Consider the following 25068-nt stretch of genomic DNA (forward strand, 5'->3'; position numbering starts at 1 on the left):
GGGTTCTGTCGCTGGCCTCAGTCGGCCAGGATTTTGGGCACTCGGAAGAAGTCGCCTTCTCGCTGAGGGGCTTGGTCCAGTAATTCTTCGCGCACGTCCGTCGACACCACGGCGTCTTCGCGGGTGACATTGACCACTTCCACGGCGCGAGTGGTCGGGGGTACGCCTTCGGTGTCGACCGCTTGCAGCTGATCCACGTAATCAAGAATGCGCTCGAGCTGACCGGTGTAGGTGGCAATCGTCTCTTCCGGCAGGTTGAGGCGCGACAGCTTGGCCACCTTGCGCACGTCGTCGGCGGTGATCTTGCTCATGCGGCGGCGAGAAAGGTTTCGAGATCATCGCGCAGCGCCGTCGCCGCCGTGGTCAGGAATTCCGCGCCATGGTCCGGCTTGGCGAGGTAGGGATCGGAGCCCATGCGGCCGTCCGGGTAACGGCGGCGAAAGTCGGCCGGACCATGGATGGAGCCACAGGGTGCAGCCTCCGGTAAGGGCCGCTGCTTCTCCATCAGGCTGTCGTGGAGGTGCAGGGTGAGAGCAATTTCGCTGGGGGTCGCGTGCTGCCCCTCACGGTTGCCGTAGAGCTCGCGGGCCCGTTGCATCACCGGTCCGGCCATGAACCAGTTGGCCATGCGACAGCGCAGGCGTGGTGCGACGGGCAAGTCGCGGCTGGTGGCGGTGCCATAGGCCTGGGCGAAGGCGGCCTTGGCGGTGGCGATGTTGCCGCCGTGGCCATTGACCACAAAGATCCGCTCAAAGCCATGGGTGGCAAGCGACAGCACCAGATCGTGCAGCACCGCCATCAGGGTGCTGGGTTGGAGGCTCATGGTGCCAGCAAACCCCAGGTGATGTTCAGCCATCCCGAACGCCTGGGCTGGTGTCACGAGCACGCCACTGCGGCGTCCGAGTTCTAGAGCCACCGCTTCAGCAGTGAGGGCATCGGTGCCAATGGCCCCCGTGGGGCCGTGCTGTTCGGTGGAGCCCAACGGAATGATCACGCCTTTGCACTGCTCGAGATACGTGTCCACTTCGGGCCAGCTGCGCAGGGCCAGGCGAATGGCATCAGAGCTGGAGACTTCTCCAGGCAGGGTGGAAGGCATGGGGATTGGTCAGTGGTGTCAGTCTGCGCAGCCGTTGAGCGCAGTGATGGAGAGCAGTCAGTGAGCGGAGCCGTTGCCGTCGTACTTATCGGTGTTGTAGTAGCCGCCCTTGGTCCCGAAATACAGGGTGGCCAGCACAAAGAATCCGCAACCGAACAGCAGCACGGTGCCAAGGTTGAACCCGGAAAGAGCTGCTTCCATTCATTCGTCGTTCGTTGGATCCCAGCCTGGCAGTTGCAGCCCAGGGCTCAAGGTCTCGGTGGGTGAATCGTCATTCAGCCTGTAATTTCACTGCCGGCGCCAGGAACCTCCAGCCATCGGCGCAACCACCCGGTGAGCCAGATGAATGGAAGGGTGTCTGCCAAGGCCGCGATGGCTTTAAACAGATAACCGCTGGCGATGAAGGCTGCTAGCTGGGGTAGCACCGGTTCTCCGCCGCGCACAGGCAGCACATGGGCGCCGTAGTGGCTGATCAGCACCACTGCCGTGGTGTCCACCAATTGGCTGACGAGGGTGGATCCGTTGTTGCGCAACCAGAGTGCTTTCCCCTCGGTGCGTTGTTTCCAGAAATGGAACAGACGCACATCGACGAACTGGGCCGTGAGATAAGCCACCATCGAGGCCCCGACGGATCCGAAGGCCAAACGCTGAATCTCAAAGAAGGTGTCTTCCGGCCCTCCACTCAGGCCTGGCATCACCCCGCCCAGCCAGAGGATCAGCACCACCCAGCCATTGAGCAGCAGTCCCACCCACACCACCTGGGCGGCTTTCTCTTCTCCCCAGAGTTCACTGATCAGATCGGTGCACAGGAACGTGACTGGATAAGGAAGGGCGCCGACGGCCACAACGATGGGCCACGAGCCGATTTGCCCTAAGGCCAGAAAACGCGTCAGGCCAAGGATGTTGAGCATCCCCAAGGTGCCCAGAAACAGGCCGGCCAGCACCAGAAACACCAGATCGCGCCGGGCCTGGATGGCATGGGTGGTCTGGGCGTCTGGCATGGGCGACAAGCTCAGCAGGGCAGATAGTGACTGAAGGACAGGTCGTCCTGCTGCCATCCACCACCCAACGGTCGCTTGATGAAACGCGTGGTGCACACCTGCCAACCTGGATGCTGTTGGCCGATGGCCGGTGGTTGCCGCTCCAGCACCGTGGACTGCACCAGGGTCTGCAGGGGTTTGGCTCCCGGTCCCAACAATTCACTGTGCACCGTGTGACTGCCGAGGCTGATGCGCAACAGCACGGGCGTTGGAAAGGGATTGCGGATCGCGAGATCCTTGGTGCCATAGGCAATGGCTGCGTCTTCTCCGAGAGCAAAGAACCGCTCTTCGCCGTAGGCATCAATGCTGTGGTTGTGGCGCTCGAGGATGCGGCAGCCGGCGTGTAGGAATAACTGATAGAGATTGGTGGCAATCAGGCAGAGGCCCCCTCCGCTGTCTTGGAGCACCTGCCCCTTCACAAAGACGGGCCCGGCCCGGTAACCAGCAGCTTCGCTGGGCTCCCCCAGTTGCTGGGACAGGCTGAATGCGCCGCCAGGAGGAATGAGCTGTTGGTGCAGGCTGCGGATCGCTAAGGCGAGGTTGTGGCGCCGATTGACGCAGGTGGTGGCATCGCCTCGGTTAGGGATCGGCGTGGAAATGCTTTGCCACAGGCTCCATTGGGCGGCCAAAGACTGAGCCGCGTCGTCATTCAGTTGCCGTTTGCGCCGTGCGTTAGAGCTGGGATACCGCCGCCATTGCGCCATGGCTTGGCAGCCTGCAAGGCGAAGTTGTCGCTTCAGAGGCGCGGGTAGTTTGCGCAACATGCTGTCGACGCGTCCCTCTCCAGCCAAGCAGACCAATGCGCTCAGGTGCCGGGCAGGGGCTTGAGTTTGAGCACTAGAGAGCAATGGTGACGGGGTATCACCCTCAAACCCTGCCAAACAACCTGGTTCTCAGTGATTGTGCTGTGCCTGTGCTTACCAAGCACACCAGTTCCCGTAACTCTTGGGGCCTCGCCGGATGGCCGTGACCCGGCCGTTGTTTCCGATTAGAAAGATTGTTTTGCCATGCCTTGAGAATCTGGAGTTTTCACAAACGGCAAAGCCATTCATCCCTGCATTGAGGGTGATTGTGGAAGGACATGCTCCGTTCATTCCCCCAATAATTTCTGTTAGAGAGGCGCCGCGTTGGTAGCTATCCAGGTGGCCAACATCGGCGCAAGCATGGGATTGAGGGGCATCGGCAAAATAGAGGCTGCTTGCTGCGACAGTCATCGCGAGGGTTTGTCTAAGCATCGTGAAAGCAGGGGATTGGTTTGCAGCTTGCCTAAGCACAATGCTCTTCGTCACTCTCGTGTTAAGCAAGATTGCCCGTGAAGGACGAACAGTCGCAGTGTGCTGTTGGTTTAGAGCTTGACTTTGCAGGCTCCTGACCAGCCACGATGTTGGACGCTATTGGCGATTGCTTCCTCGACCTCAAAAATTTTCTTGCGGCTTCCCATGATGTATGTGCTGTAATCCGTTCCGTCTTTGCTGCAAGACATCCACTTGTATCCAGGTGGGTTGTTTTTGATGGTGCAAAGCGCACGTTGTCCGCCTCGCTTGCCAGTCATATTGCGTCCGTATTCTTCTAGCTCCTGGTATTGAATTAATCGTTGCTCAAGAATGAGATCGCCACTGTTGGTCGCGATGATGGCGTCTCCCAAGGCTTCGCACTTGATTGTTGAGGTCGTTTCGGCGGCTGTGCAGGACGTCGTCAATACAGCAGTCGCTGCGAGAGATAGGGTGAAAATCTGTCTCATCATCGTGCTCTTTCATGCTTGCATCGATGCTGGCATGAATTGCAGTTTGTTGCCACTGTCTTGATGCTTGAGACTCTTCCGTTCTTTTCGGTGGCTGATTGTGCAGACGTCTTCTGCAATGCTCTGCATTGTTTCCCCTAGACGCCATGCCCTCTGCGCAAAGTTGTTGAGGCTGTGTTGTGTCTTTGCCACAAGCATTAATTGCAGGGAGCATAGGTTTGTTATGAGGAACGTGTGGTCTGCTTTTTCTTCGCTTGCCGTATCCAGTTTTTTTGAGGAATTTATTAGCTTGCGCCTCTCTGAGTTGGTGCGTTTTATGAGGTGATCCAGATCGTGACCAGAGAGGTGCACAAGGCAATAACGACCAGGAGGTTTGCCTGCGTCTCCTCGCTTCGTATTCTCTTCGCAGTTTGATCTCTCTGGTCTTCTGGGGAGCGCGAGATTTTGTTTGCATGCCAGATCGTTATTCCGAAAACTGCGAGGGTCGAAAGATACATTGAGATGTAAAATTTATCTAGCAATGTTAGGTATGAAAGTGATGGGGGAAGCATTTGTTTGTACCCATCTTGTAGGAACACCAACGTAAGGATGACGGATGCAGGAAGTGCGATCTTGGCTTCTGCGGCCCTGGCGTCGATCATGGGTGTCAGGAATGCAACGGCTGACACGATTCCGAGTGGAAGAAGTAGTTGCCATGAGCTCGATCCGAAGTTTCTTGTGTAGCTGACCTCCGCTAAGAAATTGGGATAAACTCCAATATTCGAATCGCCAAATTCTTCTATGGCGTCTGCATTAAGCCCCATAGCCGTCAAGTAGATGTGCTTCCTAGTCTGAAATGTTGCCCTATTCAGCGAGTATCCCTGAAGGGCATTTTTTTGGGAGATCCCTGATGATCCTGATGTGTCAGGCACAAAGGCTAGTTCAGTGAGCCAGAAGTCGTCTGATTCGATTTCGATTGGGAGAGTAATCGATTCAAAGGGGAAGCGTCTGAGGTCAATGTCATTGGCAAGAAACCTTCCAGAAAAGACGACTGATTGATAGGTCCAGCCATCGCTGTCTGTGTAGGGGTCTTCAGGGGATAGTTCCTTGACGAAGTCCCAGTGTTCAACAGCATTTAAGAACTCAAGGGTTAGCGCTGGATCATTTTGAGTTGCTTCGTCCCACGCCCTCACCGGTTTTTTCCACTTCACCCATGCATATCCATCTCCTGCAAACGTCTTGGTTTGGGGGTCAAAGGCTGAGATCTTTTGGATGAAGATGCCAATCGTGAATCTTGTGTCAGCCTCTCTGACTTCTTGTGGGGTGGTTGGCTCGTAGTAGTCTTTCCCGTCTGTGTTGAGTAAATTTCGCTGGGAGTTGGTCGATATTAGAGCAATGATTAGAGCAATAATTGCAAGAATGCCTACGGCGCGCAATTTGTTTGGACTCAATCTGGGAAAAGCATTTCTTGCACGTTTGCCTAGAGCGACGAAGCCCTTGAAAATATCTTTTGAGTTGACATTTCTGAGACTCTTCATGATGGCTTGGCTGGTGCTCCTCGCTAGTGCGTTGTGCTAGTCGCGTGGCTTCTGGGTTCTATTTTGCGCCATGTCCATCCTTAGTGGCCTCTTCACAGGGTATTTCCTTTCTGTGCCATGCCTTTGTCTGTCGTTTTTGGAGCTTGGTGAAGGTGAGTTTTGGGCTGCGGCCTGACGACTTGGCGCCCCTCGTTCTGGTTGCTGCTACTTCAGTTGGGCTTGAGTGAGAGTTGGAGGTCGCTGTTAACTTGATTGAGTGTGCACGTGTTGTTGTGATGCGCCAACCAGGCTCGTGTTTCGTCACCCTAGTGGTAGGTGTGATTGGCCTTCTGACAACTGCTCAGCTCCCTCTGCTTTCTCAGGTCGTCACGCATTGCCCTGGAAGAAAGTTTTATCAAACTCCCGCAAGCTCTACTCCTGTTATGCCTGAGCTTCCCTCTGGTGGTCTTGGCATGGTGAGTGCCTCAGGGGTTTCCAATGGTCTCCAACGTGACCCTCATCGCGTGAATGGTTGGGTCGAAGTGTTTGTCGTTAATGGAAGAGGTGGTGACCCCAAGGGGCCCTATTGGATGACAGAGCAAGATTTTCGTTGCGGCAAGTTTGTAGGTCGCTAGCTGTTAATTAGTACGCTTCGTTTTCGTCCAATTTGATTGGAGTCTGCCTGATGTGGTGGTGGCGATTTGGGTGGAGGAGCAGTCGACGGCTAGGCGTTGTGCAGATCTTTGAATATGTCTGATCAGGTTGGTCTGGTAATTGTGTGAGTTTATAAATCAATCTAATCCTTTATAGAGTCGCTTTCGGCTTCATTAGCTCATTCAATAGTGCATCCAGGGGGGGGGGGCTGGTTCGTCGTCAGAGAGGTGCTCGGTGAACTTGCAACCAGGCATAGTTGGCGTCTTTTTATTTCTGATTCTCCTCAAGTTTAAATCCCTTTTCTCTTCGGGCGGAAAGCCTGAGCTTTTTAGAGGTCTATGGGTTTAAGCTCCCCAATATCGGCAAAGGTCTATTGGCAGCAACTCACGGGGAATGAGCGATAGCCAAACAAATCGTTATTGATAATAAAGTCAACGTCGCCTGTGATGAATTGTTCGCTCTTTCTTCCTCGAAGGCGGAAAGTGTAGGCTTCGCTTGGTCTTAGTTCTTGGTTGATTGTATAGGAGATTGTGTTGTCAATTGGGATGTAGTCTCCGTCTATTTTTGCAAGGGGCTGCAGGCTAAGTTTTTTGTGGAGCTCGTTGTCGATATCGATGTCTGACAATGTCTTCGTTTCGCCAGAATTGTTTGTGACTGTCGCGATTAGCTCTACTCTTCCGTCTCCGAAGTCTTGAATCGTTGCGTTAAAGCCCATTTGAGAGGTGTCTGCGCACGCTGCCAGCATGGCCGCTGCCGCAACGGCTGCGCAACTTTTTAGTGATGTGCAAGCCGATTTGATTCTGTGCATTTTTGATCTGTAATTTCTCATGACTATATCCCAGGTATTCCTTTGGCTGCTACGGCTTCCTTGGCTCTTCTGTCTTTCTCTTGTCGAGGTGGCTTTCCTCGGCCCAGTTGATCAAGGTTTCGCGAATGCAATTCTTGGCTTCGCTTGGTGTATGAATCGTGAACTTCTCTTTTTCTTTGCTACTGACTTGCCCTGAAATGACACTCAGGTTCAGAGGATTTTGCTTGTTCTTTTGCGGCTTTTGAAGTTGTCGCTAGGAAGCCTGGTGAGGGCTTTGCCTTTTCGCCTATCACGCTTTGGATGGCCCCAGTGATGACGAGCAGAAGATGCTTGCTGTGGTGCAGAAGAAAGGGAAAATACGAGAGCTGCAAGGATTCATTGGCAGGGTATTAAGGCAAACTTTTTTCGCCTGCTGAGTCGGGTGGAATGATCCAGCTTGGATGCTGGAATGTGACTCCATCGGCAAGTGTATAAGCGCGGTTTCCATCCTTTAGTTCAAGTGTGGCTTTTGTCTTGTACTGCTTCTTATCCCCGTATATGACCTCAATCTCATCTTCAGAGAGCCATTCAAGATAAAAAGTTCCATGTTCAAAAATTACTGCTGATAGTGCAGCTCCACCTCTGCCCCAAGCACATGGTTGGACAGCATTATTGATGTAGCAGGCTTCGTAATCGGTGCAACGAGTCCTAGGTTGGCAAAAATGTGGTGAGGTCTGTTCCTCATAGTCTTGACTATGAGCAGGTGAGTTCAAGGTCATCGCTAGTGTGAGTGCAAGTATTTGAATCACTCTCCCATCCTTTTGAGAAGCTTTTCGATCATGTCTTCTGCTCATGATGCTTTCATACCTTAAAGCGATCTCCTCAGGAGTGCTTGTTTCGTTTCTCACGTCCTTGTCGCTAATTTTCGGTTCAGAGGCAAGCGAGAAGTCTGCGAGAAACTATCCACCGTTTTTCTACCGCTGCAACAACGGGCAGACGGTTGTTAGGCGTGCTGAGTACCAAAGAACTAAGGGCACAACTGTCTCCATTTATCCTTTTCCCGTTGAGGAGCAGTCACAGGTGCTACGGCGACGTCCTGCCAGGTTTACTGAGGGTCGCCACTCGGTTCGCTACTTCATTTCAGATCACGGTCAGGAGTACGACTGCAATCCGTGGAGTCGTTCTGATGGCGATGTCTTCGGAATCCCTGATCCTGCGGCTTTGCGACGGTATGCCAAGCGGTTCAACCCGGTGGCGAGGAACCGATTCATCTGCGCGGGCGGGCACTCTGTCGTCCTGCGGATCACGGACTTCGTGGATGCTGGACATCGCCACGGTCTGATGGAAGTGGGTGATGAAGAGCAAATCGGTCTTTACTTCACCCGAGGTATATCAGGTCACTTCAACTCCAAGAGCACCTCAACACCAGGACTTTCCTTTGCCTGGGCTGTGCATTTGGATGACGCCCAAAGGTCTGTGATCAGGTGGTTTTTGTCCATTGACGACAAGTCCTTCAACTGCAAGCCACTCCCATAGCCATCCAGCGCATCACCCAGGATTTCTCCGCCCTGTTCCACGCTTTCTTCTGTCGCCCAGGGGAAGTCATCAGAACTGGCTTGGTGTGCTGCAGGTTGATGAAATGCCATGCCGATGCAAGCCTGCTCTGAGGCGTGGGCGTCGAAACGGAGGCCTATGACAAGGCCGTCACAGCCTTTTCTGTTATTGCGAATTTTGTGAATATTGCCTGATGTCATGTTTTTTGGCTATTGATAAATGGTCTTTAATGCCTCCCAGTGTCATGACTGAAGCGGAAAAACTTCAAAAAGATGCCAAAAGAGCAGGCGTCAATTTGGTTGTAATGGGAGTTCTGCATTTCTTTTTTGCGTTCTTTGCGTCCCTTGGGTACGCGATTTATCTTGACTACTGGAAGCCGTTTTTGGTGGCTACCTTGACCGCGATTGTGTCGATTGTCGCTGCCGCCATTGTCGGTGGGGTTCTTGGGGCTGTTATTGGTGTTTCTGGTGGCACGGAAGAACTCGTAGGAGTGATTGGATTGGTGGTGGGTTTTCTGTTCGGTCTGATCGCCCCTTTGGTTTCTTTCTTGATGTTTAGATCCAGAGTCCTTGCTCTGCGTGATCGTGTGGCGAGTGCGTGATTGGAGCCGTTTGATGTGTGTGTCAGCTATGGCTCCCCCACGGCTTGAATGTGGTGACTGATCGTGCAGAGTGGACGAATGGCGTGTTGCTTGCGCCATCGCTTTTCATGGAGAGTCTGAGTGAGGCGCGGCGGGGCCTGAGCTGCTTGCCAGGCGTATGGGTATGGATCGTGCCTATGACAGCTGCTTGATGTGTGGTGAGTGAGTTGTGGGCTGGCGCCACGACCCGCAGCAGCTTTAATCCATCAGATTTGCCTGGCCTGTCAGTTGGCCTCAGGGAGATTATGTGGCTAGATGGTCAATACTGTTGGTAAGACTTCTCTTCCACAAAGACAGAGCCATAAGTGGTGTTGATCTCTTTCTTGATGGCCGCTCGTTGATCATTCTGCTGATAGACAGACCTTGCAAGGCGAATGAAGGTTTCGTCAAAGTTGTTGCGTCGTTCCTGGTCCCGAATCTCGTCTTCTATTTGCCAGAGATCTTGATTGACCTGTTTGAGGCGTTGGACGTGAGTGGGGTCAAGGTTGAGTTGGAGCTTGTTCAGTGTGGTCTCCAGGGCATTGAGCTCAGCCTTGACGTTCACCAGAGCAGCGCCTTGAAGATGCTGGGTCTTGATCTGTAGGATTGTGATCTTGTCAATCAGTTCGCCCAGAGAGATTGGGGCAAGAATGTCTTGTATTGGCTGAGGCTTTGCTGAAGGCTGAGGAGGTGGAGTTGGCTCGGTAGGCATTGCGGTGCTCCCGAATTGCTTCTGGAGTGCTTCCGCTACTCGCTCCATCAGCTCATGCCAGTTCCCTTGCTCCTTCTGACGAAAAAGGCGCATGGAGGGATACCAGAACGTCGTATCGCCTTCTAATCCCCAACGCCAATCCGGAACTTTGTGAAGTAGCAGCCAGGTGGTTTTGCCCATTCCTCCCGCCAGGTGTGCCACTGCGGTGTCGCTGGTGATGACGAGATCGCAATTGCCGATGATGGCAGCTGTCTCAAGAAAATCCCAGGTTTCGTTGATTTGATCTTGACAGCTAACGAAACGCTCCTTGAAAGAGCAGGTGTCGAGTTGTTCGCTTCCGAATCCCTTCTGCAGTGAGAGTAGTGAGATAGAGGTGTTGTTGGCGATTGGGGCAAAAGCCTCTAGGGCTAAGGAGCGGCCCCTTAGCCCTGCCTTCTCAGCTTTTGGATTCCCTTGCCAGTTGATCCCTATGACTGGATGTGCTTTCTCGCCAAGGATGTCTGCCCACTTCTTGGTGAGTTCTTTTTTGGTGTTGATATAGGGATTGGTGAAGACCGGATTGCTTGGGCTGACCTCTAGCTGCCCAGGAACTGAAAGGAGTGGCATCCACTCCCCCTCGGTCACTTGATTGGCTTGTTTTGGTGTGAGTGGTGAAGGATCAATTCCAGATGCTTTGATTAATGGGTGCAGCTTTGGCTGGGCGCAAAGTGAGATCGATATTCCTTTGTCTCTGAGGGCTATTGCATAACGCATGAACTGGAGTGTGTCTCCAAGTCCCTGCTCTGTGACTAATAGTAGTGGGTCTGATTGTCTGAGATCAAACTTGCCGCTCCTTTGCTTGCATTTGGGTATGGCATGGGGCTTTGCATGTTCTTTTTCTCCTTTGGTTCGCCATTCGTATTTCTCCCAGCCGCTCTTGTAGTCACCCCCAAGAAGCATCGTCAGCGCAGAGTTCCATTGAGCGTCGGGGAAGTTGGGCTTGAGCTGAAGGGCTTTGTTGAAGGAATCGATCGCAGCAGTTAGGTCGCCTTGTTCCTTAAGAGCATTGCCGAGATTGTTGTAGGTGTCGGCGTCGTTGGGTTTGAGCTGAAGCGCTTTGTTGTAGGAGGCAATGGCAGCAGTGAGGTCACCCTGCTCCTTGAAGGCAATGCCGAGGTTGTAGTGAGCCTCTGGGTAGTTGGGTTGGAGCTGAAGCGCTTGGTGATACGAGGTAATGGCAGCGGTTGGGTCTCCCTGCTTCTTGAGGACAACACCGAGATTGTTGTGAGTCTCTGGATCGTTGGGGTTGAGTTGAAGAGCGGAGTTGTAAGAGGCGATGGCAGCGGTTAAGTCACCCTGATCCTTGTAAGCATTGCCGAGGTTGTTGTGAGCCTCGGGGTAATTGGGCCTGAGTTGAAGAGCTTTGTTGTAGGAGGCAATGGCAGCAGTTAGGTCACCCTGCTCCTTCAGAGCAAGGCCGAGGTTGTAGTGAGCCTCGGGGTAGTTGGGCTTGATCTCGAGCGTTCGGCGCAGCAGTTTGATGAGCTCGGAAAATCTGCCTTGCATGCCGCAGAGTGCTGCAAGGTTCCCATAAACGATGTGATTGTTTGTCCCGGCTGCAATCAGTTCTCTGTAAATCGATTCTGCTTCTTGAAGCCTGCCCTGATCCATCAGAGCAACAGCCTCTTCCTCTTTGATGAAATGATCCTCAGAGCTCTGGCCAAGCTTTTTCCTTGAGGTGTGGCTTTTAGGCGTATTAGAGAAACCAGAGCTCTTCCGTTTGGACTTACTCACGCATAGTCAATGGAATTGCCTCAATGTTACGCCGGTCTTCACGCCAATCCCATAGCCACCAAGTCCATCACCCAAGATTTCCCAGCCCTGCCCCACGCCTTCTTCTGCCGCCCCGCAGAAGTCGTCGGACCAGACTTGGTGGGCTGCAGGTTGGTGAAACGCCAAACAGACATAAGTATCTAGAGGGTGTAGCTGAACTTTCCGCCGTCTACAAAGATTGTAATCGTTGCTCCTGTCTGGGAGTAAGTGCCTTGGTGGAATGATCCTTTGGTTTGCCCTGGTGCGTACAAATTAATTTGCACATTATTGCCTCTCATTTCCCTGGAGATGATCCTTAGAGTTCCGTTGGGTTCTCGTAGGAACTCTTTTGTCCACCCGCCTGCATTGGGCTTTCTGGAGATGGTGCAAGTATTGGTTGATGTTCCCTCAAATTTGCATCGTGATGTGTCTGCATTGGTGGGCAATCCATGTAATCCAATCATGCTTATTGAAGTCAAGAGTGCGAAAATAAGTTTTTGAGTGTTGAGAGTCATAAGGGTCTTGGTCTTGTAGGTCATTTCTCGCAAATTGCGTAATTGGTTGGTTTGAAGACGAGGCACTCTGGGCTTTTCCCGGTTATCCAGTTGTCTTGCCGCTCAGTCACAGTTGTTGGATTTCCTCTGCCAGGTGTATCTCCTGCAAGGTAGTTAATGGAGTGAATCTTTCCTTTCTTCCAGCTGGTTCTGTAAGATTCCCTCCTTAGTGCTTCGCCTTTGAATCAGAATAAGCACTGTATATTCTTGAAGTGTTGAGCGTGTCTGACTTCGGTGCCTGAGAGTGCCAATATCGCGAGTAATCCCACCTGGCGAATTCTACTCGTTGTTTCGGGTCTTTGTTTGTAGGAGCAGTAAGTCTTATGCAGATTATACGGTCTATGTAACGACTCTCAGTCAACCCCATAGCCAGTCAGCACATCGTCAAGGATTTCCCAGCTCTCCCTCAATCCTTCTTCTGCCGCCCTGCAGAGGTAGTGGGACCTGACTTGGTGGGCTGCAGGTTGGTGAAACGCCAGGCGGATGGCAGCTTGCTCTGGGGCGTGATTGTGGAGACGGAGGCGTATTCACAGGATGAGCCTGCCTGTCACGGTTACCGGCGCCGCTCACCGCAAAACGAAACCCTGTTTGGAGAGCCAGGGCGGTTTTATGTGTATGTGAGCTATGGCATCCACCACTGCGTGAAGCGAGCCGTGAGCTCAAGCAGCTCAGGCTGGGCTTGATTTTTGAAAGTTTGCTCTGGGTCAGTCAGCCAAGGTTCAAGCCACTGCAGCTGATTTGAGTGATTTGTCTTGCTTGCAGATGCTCAACGGCTAAGTAGGGCTACAAGCTCTGGTGAGGTTGATGGATAAATCAGTGGTGCAGCCGTAGCTCTGGTGACAGCAGCAATCCAGCACCCTGCTCAAGCCGCCATCGCTCCGCAACAACAACGGCACGCTCCAGGTGAGGGTGCGGATTGATGGCAAGGATGCGTTTATCAATCGCCTGGGACGCTGGAACGACCCAGTGGCGGTGGCTAAAGCCCACGCCATCAGCGCCCAGATTTGGAGTGATTACCAGCAGGGCAGCTTTGACCGCTCCCTGATGGCATATCAGCCGCTTGTGAATGGCAAGCAGGTGGCACTGCTGGAGGCGCTGAGGGTGAGGGCAGAGACCAAACGCCAGGCTGCTGCAGTTCACGCTCACAAGCTGCTGGAGCGATATGGAAAACCCATCCGCAATCGCAGTGAAGCAGAGGAGTTTCTGCGCTGGTTGAGAGAGAAGTGTGGATTGAGCGACTGCACGATTGCTGGGTTGATGAGCCATTACCGCCAGTGCAGTGGAGGCAATCGCCATCTCTTTTCCCACAAGCTCAAGTGGCAGCGGCGGTCGGTGCAGAGCGATGTGTTGAGCGTGGAAGAAATCCAAGCCGTGCTGGCTGACCTGGAGCGCAATGAGAGCTGGTATTACCCACTGTTTCTGCTGTGGCTCAGCACAGGGATGCGCAATGCAGAAATCAGGGGATTGACCTGGGATTGCATTCGCTGGGAAGAAGGTGAGGTGCTGGTTTGTAAGAGCTTGCGGCGTGATGGCTATTCATCAGGTCATCACAGCTGGGCAACGACGAAGACAGGGAGAGAGCGGGTTGTGCCACTGACCGCTCAGGTGCTGGAGGTGTTGAGGCAGCACAAGGCTGAGATGGAGCTGCTGGGGATTGATGACCCTTATGGGCTGGTGTTTGTAACCCCTACCAGCCACACCAACATCTACGACCACCTGGTGGGTCGTGTGTGGAAGCGGTCGCTTGAGCGTTGTGGCTTGAAGCTCCGCCGCCTTTACGCCCAGCGTCATAGCTTCCTGTCTCACGCTTTAGCGATGGGAAACTCCCCTGCTGATTTGGCAGCGGCAGCAGGGCACTCCACCAAGATGCTGCTTGATACTTATGCCAAACCAACAGGCAGATTGAAGATGCCGAGCTGGCAGACAGCTTGAAAAGAAAACTAAAAAGGATGCTTATTTCAAAGCTATAAAAGTGGGTGCGTCAGTGCTTGAAGTGCTGCGGAAATAGTAATAAAAATAAGCCTGCGTGATGTATTGCTTTCGTTGTCTTTGCCTGCGGAGATTGGAGTGTTGGTCAATCGTCAGCGACAGACCCTGTAAAAACAACAACTTGTATAAATAACTATCGCCTGCAGTGCTTACTCGGTGGATTGAGAAGCGACCGCTGCTAGCAATAGCAGAAGAGATGTGCTGGATGCCAAGGGATTGGTGTCAGGTGTCTCTGCGTGAGAAGAAACAGGAGAAACTCAAATGAAATCAATACAACAAGAAGAGCGAAAGCAAGCCCAAAGGTTGAAGCGGAATGTCAAACGCCTCATCACAGGTGAGCTCCAAAGTATCAACCCTTGGTGGTTTATTAGCTTTCACTACCGAGACCACCACGGCAAAGAAGATGAGTTGCTCCAAGATGTTGCCGACCTCAAGCGAAAACTGCATCGCATCATTTATAAGAGCCGTGATAGGAGCATCAAGGGTGCTGGTGAATATCCATACCCAAGAATGTTGTTTTTCCACGAAACTAGCCATCAGGGCACGGGTCAGTTTCACACCCATCTGATTGCAGAAAAGTTGCCAGCAAGGCTAAATACTCAAGTTGAGATGGAAGTCTTATTCCGCAAGCGATTGCCCCATAAGGTCAAGGCGTTGTCTAAGTGGAAATCCATTGATATTCAACGCATCAACCAACAGGATGATGACTACAGATGCATTAGCAGTTATTTGGGCAAACAGACGAGTTTGGAGCTGATTGCCCTTGACCCATTCAACAGCGACCTATCAGCAAGAAAGCAATGAGAAGAAATCAACTCACCATCACTTACCCAGAAGGTGATGCCCAGCAACTGCATCAGGCACTTCTGCTCCTAAAGAGAAGCCGTTGCCTGAATATTTCAGCCTTCTGTCGTGCAGCGATTGCAGAAAAGCTGGAGCGATTGGAGCCAGTGGAAACCCAAGAGCTCGTCAAATGAAGACCATCACCATTCGCCTACCTGATGTGGAGGCAGCAATGCTGGTGGAGGTGCAGAAGGTCAATCGGGCGTATAGAGACATCCAAGGTTTTCTGGTGAGTCAAATCCAGCAGGAATATGCCAAGACCGCTAAGGGCAGAGCATCAAGTTGAAAGTGTCAGCCTGATCAGCCGCAATGTCCCGCTCACCACGCCATCTGCCTCAGGGCTATTCGTTTCACATCACCTTGAGGTGCAACAGCCGTCAGTTTTTGATTGCGAAAGGATTGAGGCGGGATGTGCTGCTAGCAGTGCTCGCCAAGGCACAAGCCAAGGTGCCTCATAGGTTGTATGCCGTGTGCTTCATGGCAAATCACCTGCACTTGCTCATAAGACCTGACGATGCATCCAAGCTGCCAAAGCTGATGCATTGGTTTGGCTGGTATTCAGCGATGGCACTCAACCGCTTGAGTGGTCGTTGCGGGCATTTTGGGGAAGCGAGGTATTACGCCACTGCCATCGCAGCTAAAGACCACAGACGAGTGCTGAATACCTTGCGGTATATCCACGCCAACCCGAAAGCAGCTGGAGTGCGACAGGGGTTTTATGACCCCTATTCCAACTACGGGCACTACGGCAGGTTGGCGTGTGATGGCATCAGCGAATGGCACCCCAGCTTTCTGCAACTGGCATCAAGCCTGAAGGGATGCTCCAGGCGATATGAGCGGTTTTGCCAGAAGTATCGCCATCACGCCAAGGGAGTCGCTAAGTGCCATTGGGGCTCAAGGATGCTGAAGCGATTGGTTGGGAGCAGTAGAAGCAAGAAGAAACGGGTCTCACCAGGTCAACAGCAACTCCCATTTGCATTTGATGTGCGGCTCAATCAAATCCCTGACGAGTGGCATCAGGTGGCGGCGAGATTTCGCAAGGCGAATGGCATCCGTGATGGTGATAGGGAGCGAATTATTTGGCAGTTGCGTTGAGGGAATAAGGGTAGAAGTAGGACTAAAGAAAGCTGAGGCTTTATTTGCTCTGCCTTGTGTTTTTTGTGGATGGATTAGGCGGTTGGATGGGTGAAGCTAGTGACTATTTTATGGATAATGGTGCCAGGTATTGGGAGTTGATTGATGGTCTTTTTGGGGTGATTGAAGAAATGAAAAGCCCTTGTTAATGCAAGGGCTTTGCTGTGCTAGTTATGCAACCAAAGAATCAACAATTCCATGCACAAGTGTGATTCCAGTTGCTACAGTAAAAGTTCGTCTTCTCCCCCCCAGCCACGCCTTCCAGCTCTTCTTCTGAAACCTCTGATTGAGCGTTCTTCAAGTCATCAGCAGAGATGCTAAATCCCGCCTCTTTCGCAATCGCAAGAACAGCGTCTGAATCAGCTGCAGCTTTCAGCTTCTCCTGAAGCGTGGTGTCAGCTTTGACTTTTTCAAGGAACGCTTTGAGCTGTTCTTCTGACATCTGAGAGAAAGGGCTTCGTTCATTTCATTGTCGTTCCTCCAAGCAGCGTTGTCAGACTTCGGTGAAGAAGGTTGTTGTTCCAGCCACTCCCATAGCCAGTCAGCACATCGTCAAGGATTTCCCAGCTCTCCCTCAATCCTTCTTCTGCCGCCCTGCAGAGGTAGTGGGACCTGACTTGGTGGGCTGCAGGTTGGTGAAACGCCAGGCGGATGGCAGCTTGCTCTGGGGCGTGATTGTGGAGACGGAGGCGTATTCACAGGATGAGCCTGCCTGTCACGGTTACCGGCGCCGCTCACCGCAGAACGAAACCCTGTTCGGTGAGCCAGGTCGGTTTTATGTGTATGTGAGCTATGGCATCCACCACTGCGTGAATGTGGTGACTGATCGTGCCGAGTGGGCGAATGGCGTATTGCTGCGCGCCATCGCTCTTCCTGGCGAGCCTGAACGGGTCGCGGCTGGGCCTGGGCTGCTCGCTAGGCGCTTTGGGATGGATCGAGCGCATGACAGCTGCTCGGTGTGTGGTGAGAATGAGTTGTGGCTGGCGCCGCGACCAGCAGCTCTCGAGCACCCCGCGCTTGTGACCACCACTCGGATCGGAATTTCTCAAGCCCAGGAGTTGCCCTGGCGTTGGTATTTCCAGGCCAGTCGCAGCGTCAGCAAACGCATGCGGGGTGATCGCATGCCATCGCGATCGTCTTGTTGGATTCCTGAGGGAGCCATCGGCGCATGAGCACTTGGACCCATCGCCACATTCTCGATTTAGCGGCTTTTTCTCGCGATGATTTCGCGATGGTGCTGGAGCTGGCCCACCGCTTCCGCACCATGCCTCTCACCGGGGCCCGCAAGCTTCCTGCCCTCCAGGGGCGGCTGGTGGCAACTCTGTTTTTTGAGCCCAGCACCCGCACCCGCAGCAGTTTTGAGTTGGCAGCGAAGCGGCTATCGGCGGATGTGCAGAGCTTTGCGGCCGCCAGCAGCTCCCTCAGCAAGGGGGAATCCCTGCTCGACACCGCCCGAACCTATGTGGCCATGGGGGCTGACATGTTGGTGGTCCGTCACCAGAACACCAGCGTTCCCCAGCAGTTGGCCGAAGCGCTTGAGGCCGCAGGTGAACGCACGATGGTGCTCAACGGTGGCGATGGCCTGCACAGCCACCCCAGCCAAGGTCTGCTCGATCTCTATACGCTCGCCCACCACTTCGATCCCAGCAACGCTTCGATCGCGGCCCTGCAGGGCAAGCGTCTGTTGATCGTGGGCGACATCCTCCATTCCCGTGTGGCCCGCTCCAACCTTTGGGCCCTCACCGCCTGCGGCGTGGATGTGGTGCTTTGTGGCCCCCCCAGCCTGGTGCCCGACGCCTTTGCCGGCTTTGTGGACGCTCCGCCGCCTGGCCAGGCCAACGATCCGGTGCCCCAACGGGGGAGGGTGAGCGTCACCCGTGATCTGGATGCAGCCCTGGCGGATGTGGATGCGGTGATGACGCTGCGCTTGCAGAAGGAGCGCATGAGCCAGCACCTGCTCACGGACCTTGACCGCTACCACCGCGACTTCGGCCTGACTCACCAGCGTCTTCAGCAGTGCAAGGCCACGATCCCTGTGCTTCACCCCGGCCCGGTAAACCGTGGTGTGGAGATGAGCGGCGCCTTGCTGGATGACACCGCTCGTTGTCTGGTGGAAGAGCAGGTGCGCAACGGCATCCCGGTGCGCATGGCCCTGCTTTATCTGATGGCAGCGGCTGAATCGCCTGCCGAACCTTCCGTGGTTCCGTCGGCTTGATCCCGTTGACCTGACATCTGGTTGGAGTAGTACTCCATCGCTGCCTTGAGGGCGGCATCGGGGGCTGCAATCGAGGGGCCAGTGCCGCTGTGCATTGGGAACGGCGCATCAGGGGCATCGAGCCCGATGTGTTGGCTGGGCATGCCGGTGAGCAGCATCGAGGCCCGTTTCTGCGACACCACCGCAAACATCCACTTGATCAGCAGCGTCCAGCGGTTTTCCCGTTCGGGCATGAACGCCAGGTGCGCGAGAGCCCAGAGGATCCAGCCGATGCCGCCGCTGAATTTGAAGCCGCGCAGATCGGCCACCGCATCAACGCGGTCGAGCACGGCCATGCTGCCGAAGTCAAACCAGTTGAAGTTGGGTCGCTTGCTGCCGGCCACGATCGCGGCAATGTCTTTGCCCACAAAGCCCCCCGCCTGAGTGGCGGGACCAGCCATGCCTGGCAACGGGTTGCCGCTGCTGGTGTGGTGATACGAGCAGAGGTCGCCCACCACGCGGATTTCGGGGTGCTCCTTGATCGAGAAATCGGGTTGCACGACAACGCGGCCGTGGTTGAGCTCGCAGCCAGTGGCGTCGGCCAGTTTTTTCCCCAGGTGCGACGGGCGCACGCCGGCAGTCCAGATCACGGTGGCAGCTTGAAGGCGGAGGTCCCCCTCGGGGGTGCTCATCGTCACCTCACCGGGTTGCATCGTTTGCACCCGCGCCTTGAATTGCATCTCCACCCCCAGCTTTTCGAGCGTGGTCTGGGCTTGTTTCGACAGCGACTCGGGCATCGCTTTCAGCAGCCGTTCGCCGGGATCGACCAGCACGATCCGCGTGTGGTCGGGATTGAGCTGCTTGAACTCCCGGCGCATGGCGTTGCGCATCAGTTCAGACACGGCTCCCGCCATCTCACAGCCGGTGGGGCCACCCCCAACGATCACCACCGTCTGCAGGAATTGGCGTGCGGCTTCATCGGGTGATTGTTCCGCCTGCTCGATCGCCATCAGCAGCCGCCGGCGGATTTCTTCCGCGTGCTCGAGGATCTTCATCGGCGGCGCAAATGTGCGCCACTGTTCATGGCCAAAGAAGGTGCTCCCGGAACCGGTGGCCAGCACCAAATGGTCGTAGTCGTAGGCCTTGCTGTTGAAAACGATCTGTTTGTCTGTCGGGTTGATCTCGGTGACTTCGCCGAGCAGCACCTGCACGTTGCGCTGTTTCCCCACCAGTTGACGCAGCGGTGTCGCCACGTCTCCCCGCGATACCAGACCGGTGGCGACTTGATACAGCAGTGGCTGAAACAGGTTGAAGTTGCGCTTGTCGATCAAGGTGACGCGTACGTCGGCGTTGGCCAGAGCCTTGCAGGCGCTTACACCGGCAAAACCACCCCCCACAATCACCACGTGGGGTGCGTGGCGAAGTCGCTCTTCCGGCGGCTCCAGTTCAAGAAAAAAATGCTCTGCGGCCATAGCTGCTCGACACAACGGTCCTATTCCGAAGGGTATGGACGGTGATCAGATCTGACCGTTTGGGGTCGAAACTGTCGATTTGATTCCGAATTCCCACTTCGTTAGCCCGGGCCTTAGAGCAACTTGAATCCCTCAAGCAGCAAGCCGTAAATCAGCCCGATTCGGGTCATATCCAGCATCTGAAGGCCCAGAAGGGTGTCGGCCCGCTTGGGCCATGGTCTGCGCAGCCGCACCATGGTTTCCCAGGCCGCCACAGTGATCAGCGCTGCCACTGGATCCATCAGTCCGCTGACGCCGGCAATGGCGCCAACCGAGCTTCCGACCACAAAGCTGGACAGCATCACAATCAACAGCAGTGATGCTTTCCGCCAAGGGTTTGTCGACCAACGATTCAGCCGCTCCCATCCATTGCCGAGGCTGCGCTGTAGCCGGGTGGCCTGAAGACGCTGACTCATGAGAAAAAGAGGCAGGGTTGGAGGCCGATGGTCCCCATCACCCGGCCCAGTGCCCTGCCAAACACTGTATACACCATTTCTGGTGTTCGTGCTGTAACAGAGGACTACATGTGGGGGCAAGGGATGGTGATTCGCCCAGAGCGATCTTCCGGTCCATCTCATGCTGTGCCCCAAGCAAACCCTGGGATCGCCGGGTTGGCAAGGGGCAAGCGCGACTTATTTCGATTCCGCTTTGGCTTTGCGTGAGCCCTTGCCTTCCAGGAGCTCCAGCAGTGCTTCCATCTGAGCCATCACACCGCGAACCTCACCGGCTTCGGGAAGCAGGCCATCTTCCATGACACCTTGGTGCATTTCCCGCAGTTCTTGACGGATATATCGCAGGTGGCTGACCACCTGTTCGCGCTTCGACTGCGACATAAATGAGCTAAGGCTGTTGCCCTCCCTTTTACCGCATGAACCGTTAGTGGGTGGATCGCTTGCTGTTGAGGGTCCCTGCCAGGGCGATTAATCCAAAGGTGAGGAGCGCTGTCGGCCTGGCCAGCACAGTGACAGTGACCACAGCTGCCAAGCCTGCGAGCAAGGGCATGCGCGGTCGTCGCGACAGAGGCGTCACTTGCTGCCGAATTGGGCTCGGGCTTCGGCGTAGAACCCTTGGTCGATGCTGCTCAGACCTGCGTCCTTGGCCATTGATTCGATCCGTTTGCGCACTGCGGGACGGACAAAGAAAGGCACTTCCTTGAGGGCCTTTTCTGCATCAGCGCTCCAATTCACGGACTGAATGCATGCGTATGGATGGAGAATAGGGGACTCGAACCCCTGACCTCTGCGGTGCGATCGCAGCGCTCTACCAGCTGAGCTAATTCCCCGGCGGCAGAAACCTAGCGTCAGAGCCCAGGCACAATAAGCCTGTGTGCGGCAGTGATGCCCAGTGGCGAGCCCAGCGATCACGTCCGAGCAGTTGGAGAGTTTCGATGAAGCCTCCGTGGCCGTGCTGGCTCAGCGCCTCGAAGACGATGACTATCCCAACCCCTTTGCTGGTCTCGGAGACTGGCACCTTTTGCGGGCCCTGGCCATTCATCGACCTGAGCTCACACGTCCTTACGTCCACCTGATTGATCAGGAACCCTTCGATGAAGACTGAGTCCGGGGCGCTGCAGGGGCGCAGGATTCTGGTGGCTGTCAGCGGCAGCATCGCGGCGGTCAAGACGCCCCTGTTGGTCAGTGCTCTGGTCAAGGCCGGTGCTCAAGTGCGCTGCGTGGTCACCCCAAGTGCGGCGCAGTTGGTCAGCCCCGTGGCCTTGGCCAGTCTTAGCCGGCATCGCTGCTATCAGGACGACGATCAGTGGGATCCACGCGAGCCCAGGCCGTTGCATGTGGCGTTGGCGGAATGGGCTGAATTGGTGATCGTGGCGCCTCTCAGCGCCAGCACGTTGGCCCGCTGGACCCAGGGCATGGGCGATGGCCTTCTGGCCAGTCTGCTGCTGGCCTGTGAACGCCCCGTTGTGGCGGCGGCGGCCATGAATACAGGCATGTGGAGCCAGCCTGCGGTGCGGCGTAACTGGGCTCTGCTGGCTGACGATCCCAGGGTCCTGCGACTGGCGCCAGAGTCGGGCCTATTGGCCTGTGATCGTATTGGCGATGGGCGCATGGCGGATCCAGAGCTGATTCGCCTGGCCGCGGAGAGCGCGTTGCTCACGCAAGCCTCTAATGGTTCACTCCCTTGGGATTGGCAAGGTCGCACCGTGTTGGTGAGTGCTGGTCCCACCGTTGAGGGCATTGATCCAGCGCGGGTGCTCAGCAACCGCAGCAGTGGTCGTATGGGCGTGCTGATTGCTCAAGCAGCGCGTTTCCGCGGCGCTTCAGTGCACTTGGTGCATGGCCCACTGCAGTTGCCTCTGGCCTGGCTCGAGGGTCTGCACTGCCAGGCGATTGAATCTGCTGAGCAGATGCAGGAGCACTTGCACCGCCTCCAGGCCAATGCCGCTGCCGTGGTGATGGCGGCCGCGGTGGCGGATTGGCGTCGTCAAGGAGGAGCGTCCGTGCAGAAGGCCCCCAAGGCGGACCTGCAGCGCACCCTGGCCGAGCAGCTCGAGCCGGTGCCAGATCTGCTCAAGGAATTGCAAGCCACCAAGCCTGACGGACAGCGGTTGCTGGGTTTTGCCGCACTCAGCGGTTCAGATGACGAAATTCAGGCTCTGGCCCGTGACAAGCGCGCCGCCAAAGGCTGCGATCTGTTGATGGCCAACCCAATTGATCGCAACGGCCAGGGGTTTGGAGCGGCCATGAATGGGGGGTGGCTCGTCAAAACTGATGGCTCCACGGAAGGGGTGCCTGTCATGGACAAACTCGCTCTGGCCCACCGCCTTTTGGATCAGCTTGTTGACTGCTTCTAGGCCGCCATGTCAGCAGGCGGTTGATCGAGCATGGCGATGAACGTTTTGAGCTGAAGGCGCGGGATGTAGGGCCAGCCGCCGCTGCGCTCCATCGTCTGCAGCAGAGTGAAGAGTTGCTGGCGGTTTTCAGGCAGACTGTTTCTGAACGCATCGTCCTGGATGCTGCGATGAAGCGCTTCCAGGCTGCGCAGAAGGGTCAACAGGGCTTCCGGGTTGCCACGCAGGTCGTCGGCCAGGCCAGTCAGTTCAGCCAGCAATCCGTCCAGCCGTTCCTGCTCAGCTGCAGGACTTGCTTGGGTCTCGGAACTGGGGGCAGACAACGCGACGGGTTGTTTAGAGCTGCAAAAGGCTAACCGGAACGCTGGTTTTCCCCTTGTAAGATCCGCCTTATCGGTGGATCCCGTCTCCGTTCTGCCATTCGGCTTTATTCCATGAGCATCCGTCCCCTGCTGGCCCTGGTGCTGGCTTTCTGTCTCACCGTGGTGACCGCCTGCAGCGGTGGTGCCGATGCGGTGGAGCGTTCCAACATCACCTACGACGACATTCGCAACACCGGCAAAGCCAACGATTGCCCGGTGCTTGCTGAGTCGGCCCGTGGCTCGATCAGCCTCACGCCCGGCGGCTCCTATGAGCTCAAGGGCATCTGTATGCACCCCACTCGTGTATTCGCGAAGGGTGAGCCTTCTAACAAGCGTCAGGAAGCCCAATTTGTTGAGGGCAAGATCCTCACCCGCTTCACCTCGAGCCTCGACGAGGTCTATGGCGACCTGACCGTGAGCGACAGCGGCATCACCTTCGAAGAGAAGGGCGGCATTGATTTCCAGCCCATCACTGTCCTGGTGCCCGGTGGTGAGGAGTTCCCCTTCACCTTCTCCAGCAAGAGCCTGAATGCTTCTGCTGATGGTGCTGCAATCACCACCAGCACCGACTTTGAGGGCACCTACCGCACCCCCAGCTACCGCACCAGCAACTTCATCGACCCCAAGGGTCGTGCGTTGACCACCGGCGTGCAGTACGCCCAGGGTCTGGTTGCGTTGGGTGGCGATGAGGAAGGCCTCGAGAAGGACAACACCAAGCGCTACATCGACGGCGTTGGCCAGATGAGCCTGTCCATCACCAAGGTTGATCCTGAAACCGGAGAGTTCGCTGGTGTGTTCTCTGCGATTCAGCCTTCCGACTCCGACATGGGTGGCCGTGAAGTGGTTGACATCAAGATCAGCGGTGATCTCTACGGCCGTCTTGAAGAGGCTTGATCCTCGGCCCGTGCAGCCAACTCCGAAGGGGGGCCACCAAGGCCCCCTTTTTTAATGCCGTCTGGGAGAATCTCCCGGTTTCTCTCCGCAGGTCAGCCATGACTGTCAGCTCCGCGCCGAACGGCGTGATCGCCCCTTATGGCGGAACCCTGGTGGATCTGATGGCCCCGGATGCGGAGAAGGCCGCGATCAAGGCCTCAGCGACCAAAACACTCGAGTGCTCCGATCGCAATGCTTGCGATGTGGAGCTGCTTGTGGTGGGTGGTTTTTCCCCCGAGCGTGGCTTCATGCATCAGGCCGATTACGACGCCGTCGTGGCCGGCCATCGCACCACCTCGGGTTATCTGTTCGGTCTGCCGATCGTGATGGACACCGATAGCGACGACGTTGCTGTTGGCGACAATGTGCTGCTCACCTACAAGGGCCAGGATCTGGCGGTGCTCACCGTTGAGGACAAGTGGGAGCCCAACAAAGTGGTGGAGGCCAAAGGCTGCTACGGCACCACCTCCATTGAGCACCCTGCGGTTCGCATGATCACCATGGAGCGCAAGCGCTTCTATCTCGGTGGTCTGATCCAGGGCTTGGAGCTGCCCAAGCGTGTGTTCCCTTGCAAGACCCCTGCTGAAGTGCGTGCAGGTCTCCCCAACGGTGAAGACGTGGTGGCATTCCAGTGCCGCAACCCGATTCACCGCGCCCACTACGAGCTGTTCACCCGTGCTCTGCATGCCCAGAACGTGAGCGAGAACGCCGTGGTGCTGGTGCACCCCACCTGTGGTCCCACCCAGCAGGACGACATCCCCGGCACCGTGCGTTTCCAGACCTACGAACGCTTGGCGGAAGAGGTGAACAACGAACGGATTCGCTGGGCCTATCTGCCCTATGCCATGCACATGGCTGGACCCCGCGAGGCGCTTCAGCACATGATCATTCGCCGCAACTACGGCTGCACCCACTTCATCATCGGCCGCGACATGGCCGGGTGTAAGTCGTCCCTCACCGGTGACGATTTTTATGGCCCTTACGACGCGCAGAACTTCGCCAAGGAGTGTGCGCCTGAGCTCTCGATGGAGACGGTTCCTTCGCTCAACCTCGTTTACACCGAGGAGGAGGGCTACGTCACCGCGGAGCATGCCGAGACCCGTGGGCTGCACGTCAAGAAGCTGAGCGGCACCCAGTTCCGCAAGATGCTGCGCAGTGGTGAGGAGATTCCCGAATGGTTCGCCTTCAAGAGCGTGGTCGACGTGCTTCGCGCCGCCTGATCCCTGAGGATCTCTATTAACATTCCTTCATC

Annotated in this window: 30 protein-coding genes, 1 tRNA gene and 2 pseudogenes; 13 read left to right on the forward strand and 20 right to left on the reverse strand. The window is 55.6% G+C overall.

All coding sequences use genetic code 11. The features are described 5' to 3' along the window. Positions 1-17: 17 nt before the first annotated feature. From gatC to RS9916_RS12380, 10 genes are all read right to left on the reverse strand, one after another. Positions 18-311: an Asp-tRNA(Asn)/Glu-tRNA(Gln) amidotransferase subunit GatC gene (gatC, locus tag RS9916_RS12345; protein ID WP_007099772.1), complete on the reverse strand. Its 294-nt coding sequence runs from the start codon at positions 309-311 to the stop codon at positions 18-20. Continuing rightward, positions 308-1096: a creatininase family protein gene (locus tag RS9916_RS12350; protein ID WP_007099773.1), complete on the reverse strand. Its 789-nt coding sequence runs from the start codon at positions 1094-1096 to the stop codon at positions 308-310. The genes gatC and RS9916_RS12350 overlap by 4 nt, the downstream gene beginning before the upstream one ends. A gap of 57 nt (positions 1097-1153) precedes the next feature. Further along, on the reverse strand, positions 1154-1297 hold the full coding sequence (locus RS9916_RS14975) for a hypothetical protein (RefSeq protein ID WP_007099774.1): 144 nt from the start codon (positions 1295-1297) through the stop codon (positions 1154-1156). 74 nt (positions 1298-1371) lie between these two features. Continuing rightward, a complete protein-coding gene (locus RS9916_RS12355; RefSeq protein WP_007099775.1) occupies positions 1372-2097 on the reverse strand; it encodes a queuosine precursor transporter in 726 nt (241 codons plus the stop codon). A gap of 11 nt (positions 2098-2108) precedes the next feature. Then, positions 2109-2927, reverse strand: a complete 819-nt coding sequence (locus RS9916_RS12360; protein WP_156777549.1) for a VanW family protein — start codon at positions 2925-2927, stop codon at positions 2109-2111. Between the two features lie 554 nt (positions 2928-3481). Further along, entirely contained in the window at positions 3482-3877 is a 396-nt protein-coding gene (locus tag RS9916_RS12365; RefSeq protein ID WP_198003429.1) for a hypothetical protein, read from the reverse strand. Between the two features lie 314 nt (positions 3878-4191). After that, positions 4192-5394 carry a hypothetical protein gene (locus RS9916_RS12370; protein ID WP_038023799.1) on the reverse strand — a complete coding sequence of 401 codons (1203 nt, stop codon included), beginning with the start codon at positions 5392-5394 and terminating at the stop codon, positions 4192-4194. Between the two features lie 1003 nt (positions 5395-6397). Then, the gene (locus RS9916_RS12375; protein ID WP_232199592.1) at positions 6398-6856 is read right to left on the reverse strand and encodes a hypothetical protein; all 459 of its coding nucleotides are present in this window, start codon (positions 6854-6856) and stop codon (positions 6398-6400) included. Between the two features lie 368 nt (positions 6857-7224). Then, entirely contained in the window at positions 7225-7722 is a 498-nt protein-coding gene (locus tag RS9916_RS14630; protein ID WP_007099781.1) for a hypothetical protein, read from the reverse strand. Positions 7723-8211: 489 nt separating this feature from the next. Next, the gene (locus RS9916_RS12380; RefSeq protein WP_038023802.1) at positions 8212-8460 is read right to left on the reverse strand and encodes a hypothetical protein; all 249 of its coding nucleotides are present in this window, start codon (positions 8458-8460) and stop codon (positions 8212-8214) included. 152 nt (positions 8461-8612) lie between these two features. Between RS9916_RS12380 and RS9916_RS12385 the strand changes: the two genes are divergently transcribed. Beyond that, positions 8613-8969, forward strand: coding sequence for a hypothetical protein (locus RS9916_RS12385; protein ID WP_007099783.1), 357 nt, complete (start codon positions 8613-8615; stop codon positions 8967-8969). Between the two features lie 298 nt (positions 8970-9267). On the opposite strand, the gene RS9916_RS12390 is transcribed toward RS9916_RS12385, so the two are convergent. Beyond that, on the reverse strand, positions 9268-10638 hold the full coding sequence (locus tag RS9916_RS12390) for a DUF6165 family protein (RefSeq protein ID WP_232199593.1): 1371 nt from the start codon (positions 10636-10638) through the stop codon (positions 9268-9270). 36 nt (positions 10639-10674) lie between these two features. Next, positions 10675-11244, reverse strand: a pseudogene (locus RS9916_RS15425) (tetratricopeptide repeat protein); the annotation flags it as partial. On the opposite strand from RS9916_RS15425, the gene RS9916_RS15220 reads away from it, so the two are divergent. From RS9916_RS15220 to RS9916_RS12410, 6 genes and pseudogenes are all read left to right on the forward strand, one after another. After that, the gene (locus RS9916_RS15220; RefSeq protein WP_232199595.1) at positions 11167-11415 is read left to right on the forward strand and encodes a hypothetical protein; all 249 of its coding nucleotides are present in this window, start codon (positions 11167-11169) and stop codon (positions 11413-11415) included. The pseudogene RS9916_RS15425 and the gene RS9916_RS15220 overlap by 78 nt on opposite strands. Before the next feature lie 994 nt (positions 11416-12409). Then, a pseudogene (locus RS9916_RS12395) lies at positions 12410-12724 on the forward strand (DNA-3-methyladenine glycosylase); the annotation flags it as partial. 229 nt (positions 12725-12953) lie between these two features. Further along, positions 12954-13976: a site-specific integrase gene (locus RS9916_RS12400; protein WP_007099786.1), complete on the forward strand. Its 1023-nt coding sequence runs from the start codon at positions 12954-12956 to the stop codon at positions 13974-13976. A 318-nt stretch (positions 13977-14294) separates the two neighbouring features. Further along, the gene (locus RS9916_RS12405) at positions 14295-14837 is read left to right on the forward strand and encodes a hypothetical protein (protein ID WP_007099787.1); all 543 of its coding nucleotides are present in this window, start codon (positions 14295-14297) and stop codon (positions 14835-14837) included. 169 nt (positions 14838-15006) lie between these two features. Then, positions 15007-15162 (forward strand): hypothetical protein, encoded by a 156-nt coding sequence (locus RS9916_RS14980; protein ID WP_007099788.1) that lies wholly within the window; start codon positions 15007-15009, stop codon positions 15160-15162. 23 nt (positions 15163-15185) lie between these two features. Continuing rightward, positions 15186-15971 (forward strand): transposase, encoded by a 786-nt coding sequence (locus tag RS9916_RS12410; RefSeq protein WP_038023805.1) that lies wholly within the window; start codon positions 15186-15188, stop codon positions 15969-15971. 226 nt (positions 15972-16197) lie between these two features. Here the strand turns inward: RS9916_RS12410 and RS9916_RS12415 are convergent, their stop codons facing one another. Then, positions 16198-16452 (reverse strand): Nif11-like leader peptide family natural product precursor, encoded by a 255-nt coding sequence (locus RS9916_RS12415; protein WP_007099790.1) that lies wholly within the window; start codon positions 16450-16452, stop codon positions 16198-16200. Positions 16453-16513: 61 nt separating this feature from the next. Between RS9916_RS12415 and RS9916_RS12420 the strand changes: the two genes are divergently transcribed. Together RS9916_RS12420 and RS9916_RS12425 are read left to right on the forward strand one after the other, a co-directional pair. Continuing rightward, a complete protein-coding gene (locus tag RS9916_RS12420) occupies positions 16514-17182 on the forward strand; it encodes a DNA-3-methyladenine glycosylase (protein ID WP_083773068.1) in 669 nt (222 codons plus the stop codon). Then, a complete protein-coding gene (locus RS9916_RS12425) occupies positions 17179-18225 on the forward strand; it encodes an aspartate carbamoyltransferase catalytic subunit (protein WP_007099792.1) in 1047 nt (348 codons plus the stop codon). The genes RS9916_RS12420 and RS9916_RS12425 overlap by 4 nt, the downstream gene beginning before the upstream one ends. Here the strand turns inward: RS9916_RS12425 and RS9916_RS12430 are convergent. The 6 genes from RS9916_RS12430 to RS9916_RS12450 all read right to left on the reverse strand — a co-directional run bounded on the left by RS9916_RS12430 (position 18168) and on the right by RS9916_RS12450 (position 20997). Continuing rightward, entirely contained in the window at positions 18168-19676 is a 1509-nt protein-coding gene (locus tag RS9916_RS12430) for an NAD(P)/FAD-dependent oxidoreductase (RefSeq protein WP_007099793.1), read from the reverse strand. The two genes, RS9916_RS12425 and RS9916_RS12430, sit on opposite strands and share 58 nt — an antisense overlap. A 113-nt stretch (positions 19677-19789) precedes the next feature. Further along, the gene (locus RS9916_RS12435) at positions 19790-20131 is read right to left on the reverse strand and encodes a DUF565 domain-containing protein (protein ID WP_007099794.1); all 342 of its coding nucleotides are present in this window, start codon (positions 20129-20131) and stop codon (positions 19790-19792) included. 216 nt (positions 20132-20347) lie between these two features. Then, complete coding sequence (locus tag RS9916_RS12440) at positions 20348-20548, reverse strand: hypothetical protein (RefSeq protein WP_007099795.1); 201 nt, start codon at positions 20546-20548, stop codon at positions 20348-20350. A gap of 43 nt (positions 20549-20591) precedes the next feature. Next, positions 20592-20717: a hypothetical protein gene (locus tag RS9916_RS15325; RefSeq protein ID WP_007099796.1), complete on the reverse strand. Its 126-nt coding sequence runs from the start codon at positions 20715-20717 to the stop codon at positions 20592-20594. Between the two features lie 23 nt (positions 20718-20740). Continuing rightward, a complete protein-coding gene (locus tag RS9916_RS12445; protein ID WP_007099797.1) occupies positions 20741-20902 on the reverse strand; it encodes a PCP reductase family protein in 162 nt (53 codons plus the stop codon). Positions 20903-20924: 22 nt separating this feature from the next. Then, a tRNA-Ala gene (locus tag RS9916_RS12450) sits at positions 20925-20997 on the reverse strand. A gap of 62 nt (positions 20998-21059) precedes the next feature. Between RS9916_RS12450 and RS9916_RS12455 the strand changes: the two genes are divergently transcribed. Continuing rightward, entirely contained in the window at positions 21060-21272 is a 213-nt protein-coding gene (locus tag RS9916_RS12455) for a DUF2555 domain-containing protein (RefSeq protein ID WP_007099798.1), read from the forward strand. Then, the gene (gene coaBC / locus RS9916_RS12460; protein ID WP_007099799.1) at positions 21262-22524 is read left to right on the forward strand and encodes a bifunctional phosphopantothenoylcysteine decarboxylase/phosphopantothenate--cysteine ligase CoaBC; all 1263 of its coding nucleotides are present in this window, start codon (positions 21262-21264) and stop codon (positions 22522-22524) included. The genes RS9916_RS12455 and coaBC overlap by 11 nt, the downstream gene beginning before the upstream one ends. Here coaBC and RS9916_RS12465 read toward each other — a convergent pair. Beyond that, positions 22521-22844: a hypothetical protein gene (locus RS9916_RS12465; protein WP_007099800.1), complete on the reverse strand. Its 324-nt coding sequence runs from the start codon at positions 22842-22844 to the stop codon at positions 22521-22523. The genes coaBC and RS9916_RS12465 overlap by 4 nt on opposite strands. A 111-nt stretch (positions 22845-22955) precedes the next feature. Here RS9916_RS12465 and psbO point away from each other — a divergent pair, with 111 nt between their 5' ends. After that, on the forward strand, positions 22956-23777 hold the full coding sequence (gene psbO / locus RS9916_RS12470) for a photosystem II manganese-stabilizing polypeptide (protein WP_007099801.1): 822 nt from the start codon (positions 22956-22958) through the stop codon (positions 23775-23777). A 98-nt stretch (positions 23778-23875) separates the two neighbouring features. After that, entirely contained in the window at positions 23876-25036 is a 1161-nt protein-coding gene (sat, locus tag RS9916_RS12475) for a sulfate adenylyltransferase (RefSeq protein WP_007099802.1), read from the forward strand. The last annotated feature ends 32 nt before the right edge of the window (positions 25037-25068 follow it).

It is taken from the genome of Synechococcus sp. RS9916 (assembly GCF_000153825.1).
Taxonomy (GTDB): domain Bacteria; phylum Cyanobacteriota; class Cyanobacteriia; order PCC-6307; family Cyanobiaceae; genus Synechococcus_C.

Excerpts from the sequence above, each read along its gene's own strand:
- RS9916_RS12385 (WP_007099783.1), top strand. The coding sequence starts at position 8,613 with ATGACTGAAGCGGAAAAACTTCAAAAAGATGCCAAAAGAGCAGGCGTC.
- RS9916_RS12425 (WP_007099792.1), top strand. The coding sequence starts at position 17,179 with ATGAGCACTTGGACCCATCGCCACATTCTCGATTTAGCGGCTTTTTCT.
- RS9916_RS12430 (WP_007099793.1), bottom strand. The coding sequence starts at position 19,676 with ATGGCCGCAGAGCATTTTTTTCTTGAACTGGAGCCGCCGGAAGAGCGA.
- RS9916_RS12410 (WP_038023805.1), top strand. The coding sequence starts at position 15,186 with ATGTCCCGCTCACCACGCCATCTGCCTCAGGGCTATTCGTTTCACATC.
- RS9916_RS12355 (WP_007099775.1), bottom strand. The coding sequence starts at position 2,097 with ATGCCAGACGCCCAGACCACCCATGCCATCCAGGCCCGGCGCGATCTG.
- RS9916_RS12350 (WP_007099773.1), bottom strand. The coding sequence starts at position 1,096 with ATGCCTTCCACCCTGCCTGGAGAAGTCTCCAGCTCTGATGCCATTCGC.
- sat (WP_007099802.1), top strand. The coding sequence starts at position 23,876 with ATGACTGTCAGCTCCGCGCCGAACGGCGTGATCGCCCCTTATGGCGGA.
- psbO (WP_007099801.1), top strand. The coding sequence starts at position 22,956 with ATGAGCATCCGTCCCCTGCTGGCCCTGGTGCTGGCTTTCTGTCTCACC.
- RS9916_RS12375 (WP_232199592.1), bottom strand. The coding sequence starts at position 6,856 with ATGAGAAATTACAGATCAAAAATGCACAGAATCAAATCGGCTTGCACA.
- coaBC (WP_007099799.1), top strand. The coding sequence starts at position 21,262 with ATGAAGACTGAGTCCGGGGCGCTGCAGGGGCGCAGGATTCTGGTGGCT.
- RS9916_RS12365 (WP_198003429.1), bottom strand. The coding sequence starts at position 3,877 with ATGAGACAGATTTTCACCCTATCTCTCGCAGCGACTGCTGTATTGACG.
- RS9916_RS14980 (WP_007099788.1), top strand. The coding sequence starts at position 15,007 with ATGAAGACCATCACCATTCGCCTACCTGATGTGGAGGCAGCAATGCTG.
- RS9916_RS12370 (WP_038023799.1), bottom strand. The coding sequence starts at position 5,394 with ATGAAGAGTCTCAGAAATGTCAACTCAAAAGATATTTTCAAGGGCTTC.
- RS9916_RS12440 (WP_007099795.1), bottom strand. The coding sequence starts at position 20,548 with ATGTCGCAGTCGAAGCGCGAACAGGTGGTCAGCCACCTGCGATATATC.
- gatC (WP_007099772.1), bottom strand. The coding sequence starts at position 311 with ATGAGCAAGATCACCGCCGACGACGTGCGCAAGGTGGCCAAGCTGTCG.
- RS9916_RS14975 (WP_007099774.1), bottom strand. The coding sequence starts at position 1,297 with ATGGAAGCAGCTCTTTCCGGGTTCAACCTTGGCACCGTGCTGCTGTTC.
- RS9916_RS15325 (WP_007099796.1), bottom strand. The coding sequence starts at position 20,717 with ATGCCCTTGCTCGCAGGCTTGGCAGCTGTGGTCACTGTCACTGTGCTG.
- RS9916_RS12435 (WP_007099794.1), bottom strand. The coding sequence starts at position 20,131 with ATGAGTCAGCGTCTTCAGGCCACCCGGCTACAGCGCAGCCTCGGCAAT.
- RS9916_RS12390 (WP_232199593.1), bottom strand. The coding sequence starts at position 10,638 with ATGCTTCTTGGGGGTGACTACAAGAGCGGCTGGGAGAAATACGAATGG.
- RS9916_RS12405 (WP_007099787.1), top strand. The coding sequence starts at position 14,295 with ATGAAATCAATACAACAAGAAGAGCGAAAGCAAGCCCAAAGGTTGAAG.
- RS9916_RS12380 (WP_038023802.1), bottom strand. The coding sequence starts at position 8,460 with ATGGCATTTCATCAACCTGCAGCACACCAAGCCAGTTCTGATGACTTC.
- RS9916_RS12415 (WP_007099790.1), bottom strand. The coding sequence starts at position 16,452 with ATGTCAGAAGAACAGCTCAAAGCGTTCCTTGAAAAAGTCAAAGCTGAC.